Source organism: Methylibium sp. T29 (assembly GCF_000576205.1).
Classification (GTDB): domain Bacteria; phylum Pseudomonadota; class Gammaproteobacteria; order Burkholderiales; family Burkholderiaceae_C; genus Methylibium; species Methylibium petroleiphilum.
This window is the reverse complement of sequence record NZ_AZND01000315.1, coordinates 1-3,271: the sequence shown is the minus strand read 5'-3', so window position 1 is coordinate 3,271 and position 3,271 is coordinate 1. Positions and strand designations below refer to the sequence as shown.

At 72.1% G+C, this 3,271-nt stretch carries 3 protein-coding genes and 1 pseudogene; all 4 read left to right on the top strand.

Annotation, left to right across the window (positions count from 1 at the left end; genetic code table 11):
• Positions 1 to 974, top strand: a 974-nt coding sequence (locus x551_RS20065; RefSeq protein ID WP_036250585.1) for a sigma 54-interacting transcriptional regulator, incomplete at its 5' end; no start/stop codon positions are given.
• Positions 886 to 1,605, top strand: a complete 720-nt coding sequence (locus x551_RS20060; RefSeq protein WP_081771427.1) for a flavoprotein — start codon at positions 886 to 888, stop codon at positions 1,603 to 1,605. The genes x551_RS20065 and x551_RS20060, both read left to right, overlap by 89 nt.
• Positions 1,584 to 3,020 (top strand): annotated as a pseudogene (locus tag x551_RS20055) (DUF6513 domain-containing protein). Before x551_RS20060 ends, x551_RS20055 begins: the two are co-directional and overlap by 22 nt.
• The coding region (locus tag x551_RS20050; RefSeq protein ID WP_036250583.1) for a DUF447 domain-containing protein at positions 3,017 to 3,271 on the top strand (255 nt) is incomplete at its 3' end. The pseudogene x551_RS20055 and the gene x551_RS20050, both read left to right, overlap by 4 nt.

Below are 3,271 nucleotides of genomic sequence, written 5' to 3'. Positions count from 1 at the left end.
AGCGCCAGCTCGACCAGGCACGCCGCGCGATCGCGCGCGACATCCCGGTGCTGCTGCATGGCGAGACCGGTGCCGGCAAGGAGGTGTTCGCGCGCGCGCTGCATGCGGCCAGCCCCAAGCACGCCGGCAGCTTCGTCGCGGTCAATTGCGCCAGCCTGCCCGAGAGCCTGATCGAGGCCGAGCTGTTCGGCTACCGCGCCGGCGCCTTCACCGGTGCACAGCGCAGCGGCCGGCGCGGCAAGGTGCTGGAGGCCGACCGCGGCACGTTGTTCCTCGACGAGATCGGCGACATGCCGCTGGCGCTGCAGGCCCGCCTGCTGCGCGTGCTCGACGAGCGCAAGGTCACGCCGCTCGGCGCCGAGGAAACCGTCGACGTGGACTTCCAGCTGGTCAGCGCCAGCCACCGGCCGCTGGCGCAGATGGTGGAGGAAGGCCGCTTCCGCGAGGACTTGTACTACCGCTTGTGCGGCTTCGAGGTCAGCCTGCCCGCGCTGCGCGAGCGCAGCGACCGGCGCGCGCTGATCGCCGAGCTGCTGGCGCTGGAGTCCGGCGGCCTGGCCTCGCTGACGCCCGAGGCACAGACCCTGCTGGAGCAGCACCCGTGGCCCGGCAACGTGCGGCAGCTGCGCCATGCGCTGCGCACCGCGCTCGCGCTGGCGGACGACGATGGCCTGATCGACCTGCCGCACCTCGCCTCGCTGCGTGCAGCCACCGTCCGCGCCGGTGCGCCCTTGACCCTGCCGGCGCCGGCCGCGTCGACGAGCGTCGACAATGAAGCTCCAGCGTTGCCGCCGATGAACCCGATCCAGGCCAAGGAGCGCGAGGTGCTGCTGCAGCTGCTGGAAGACCACCGTTGGAACGTGAGCAATGTCGCCAAGGCGCTCGATGTCAGCCGCAACACCCTCTACCGCAAGCTCCACAAGCTGCACATCGCCCTCTCCCACCCCGGCAGCGGACCCGCCGCTGCAGGGTGAGGCGGCGAAGCGCTGGGCCGCGGCGCTGGGCGACGACCACGCGCCGGCCACCGACGACCCGCCCGGCTCGCGCTTCGCGTGGTGCGTGACCGGCTCGGGTCACTACCTCGAGGAGTCCATGGCGCTGGCGGCGCGGCTGCCCAACGTGGACCTGTTCCTGTCGGGCGCCGCCGACGAGGTGCTGCCGCTGTACGGCATGCGCCTCGAGCTGCTGCGCGAGCGCTATCGCGTGTTCCGCGACAAGAGCGCGAGCTCGGTGCCGGTCGGGCGGCTGTACGCGGAGGCGTACCACACCGTGGTCATCGCGCCGGCCACCAGCAACACGGTGGCCAAGTGCGCGTTCGGCTTATCGGACACGCTGCCGACCAACATGTTCGCGCAGGCCGGCAAGCTGGGCGTGCCCAGCCTGGTGTTCGCCTGCGACACCGAGCCGGTGGTCATCACGAAGGCACCGCGCAGCCATGCCACCGAGTGGCTCACGCTGCGCCCGCGCGGCATCGAGCTGGAGAACGTGGAACGGCTCAAGCGGATCGACCACTGCCAGGTGCTCAGCTCGCCGGCCGAGCTGGAGGCCGCGCTCGACGCGCGGCTGAAGGCGCTGAAGCTCGCATGGAACACATCGTCTTCCTGACCGGCCGGCTGGCGCAGCCCAGCCTGGAGCGCGTGCTCGCCGGCATCGAGCCGCCGGCCTTCACCTGGGAGGTGCGCGAGATCGGCCTGCAGGTGGCGGCGCTGATGACGACCGACATGGTCCGTCGCCGCGTCGCGGCGCCGCTGACCAGCGTGGACGCCGAGGGCCGGCCGCGCCGCGTGGACCGCCTCCTCGTGCCCGGCCGCTGCCGCGGCGACGTGGACGCGCTCGGCGCGCACTACGGCGTGCCGGTGCAGCGCGGGCCGGAGGAACTGAAGGACCTGCCGCGCTTCTTCAACCGCGCCGCGAAGCCCATCGACCTGAGCGAGCACCAGGTGGCGATCTTCGCGGAGATCGTCGACGCACCGCGGCTCACGGTGGCCGCGATCGTGGAGCGCGCCCGCGCGCTGGTGGCCGACGGCGCCGACGTGATCGACCTCGCTGCCTGCCGGCCACGCCCTTCGATCACCTGGAAGACAGCGTGAAGGCGCTGAAGGCCGAGGGCTGGAACGTCAGCGTCGACTCGATGAGCGCCGACGAGCTGCTGCGCGGCGGCCGCGCCGGCGCCGACTACCTGCTGAGCCTGAAGCTCGAGACGCTGTGGATCGCCGACGAGGTGGACTCGGTGCCGGTGCTGATCGCCAGCGACCAGGCCGACATGGCCACGCTGCACGAGGCGATCGAGACGATGGAGCGTCGCGGCAAGGCCTACCTGGCCGACCCCATCCTCGACCCGATCCCGTTCGGCTTCACGGCGTCGATCGTGCGCTACCACGCGCTGCGCCAGCGCTACCCCGAGGCGCCGATCATGATGGGCGTGGGCAACGTCACCGAGCTGACCGAGGCCGACACCAGCGGCATCAATGCGCTGCTGTTCGGCCTGTGCGCCGAGCTCGACGTGGCCGCGGTGCTGACCACGCAGGTGAGCCAGCATGCGCGCCGCGCGGTGGCCGAGGCCGACCTGGCGCGCCGCATCATGCACGCCGCCACCCGCCACAACACACTGCCCAAGGGCATGAACGACGCTGATGACCACGCACGCGCGGCACCCGTTTCCCGACACGCCGGCCGAGATCGCCGCGACCGCGGCCCAGGTGCGCGACCCGAACTTCCGCGTGCAGATCTCGCCCGAGGGCCTGCACGTCTACAACCGCGACGGCGTGCGCCTGGCGCAGGATGCCTTCGCGCTGTGGCCGCAGCTCGGCCTCGAGGACGACGCCGCGCACGCGTTCTACATGGGCGTGGAACTTGCACGTGCAGAGACCGCGTGGCGGCTCGGCAAGCGCTACGTGCAGGACCAGCCGCTGGACTGGGGCGTCGCGGTGCCGCGGCGCGCCGACGACCTGGACGCCTGGTGTGCCCCCGGAACGACGATGACCCATGGCGGCAAGAAGCCGCCGCCCGCGACGGAATGAACGACCAGATCTTCGAGACCGTGATCACCACGGTGGCCGCCGACGGCACGCCGCATGTTGCGCCCTTCGGCGTGCGCTACCGCGGCGAGCAGGTGGTGCTGATGCCCTTCAAGCCCAGCGCGACGCTGGACAACCTGCGCAGCACGCGGCACGCGGTGCTCAACCTGACGACCGACACGCGGGTGTTCGCCGGCGCCGTGTGCGCGCGCTGGCTGGGGCCGCGCACGTGGCCACTGCTGCCGGCCCAGGCC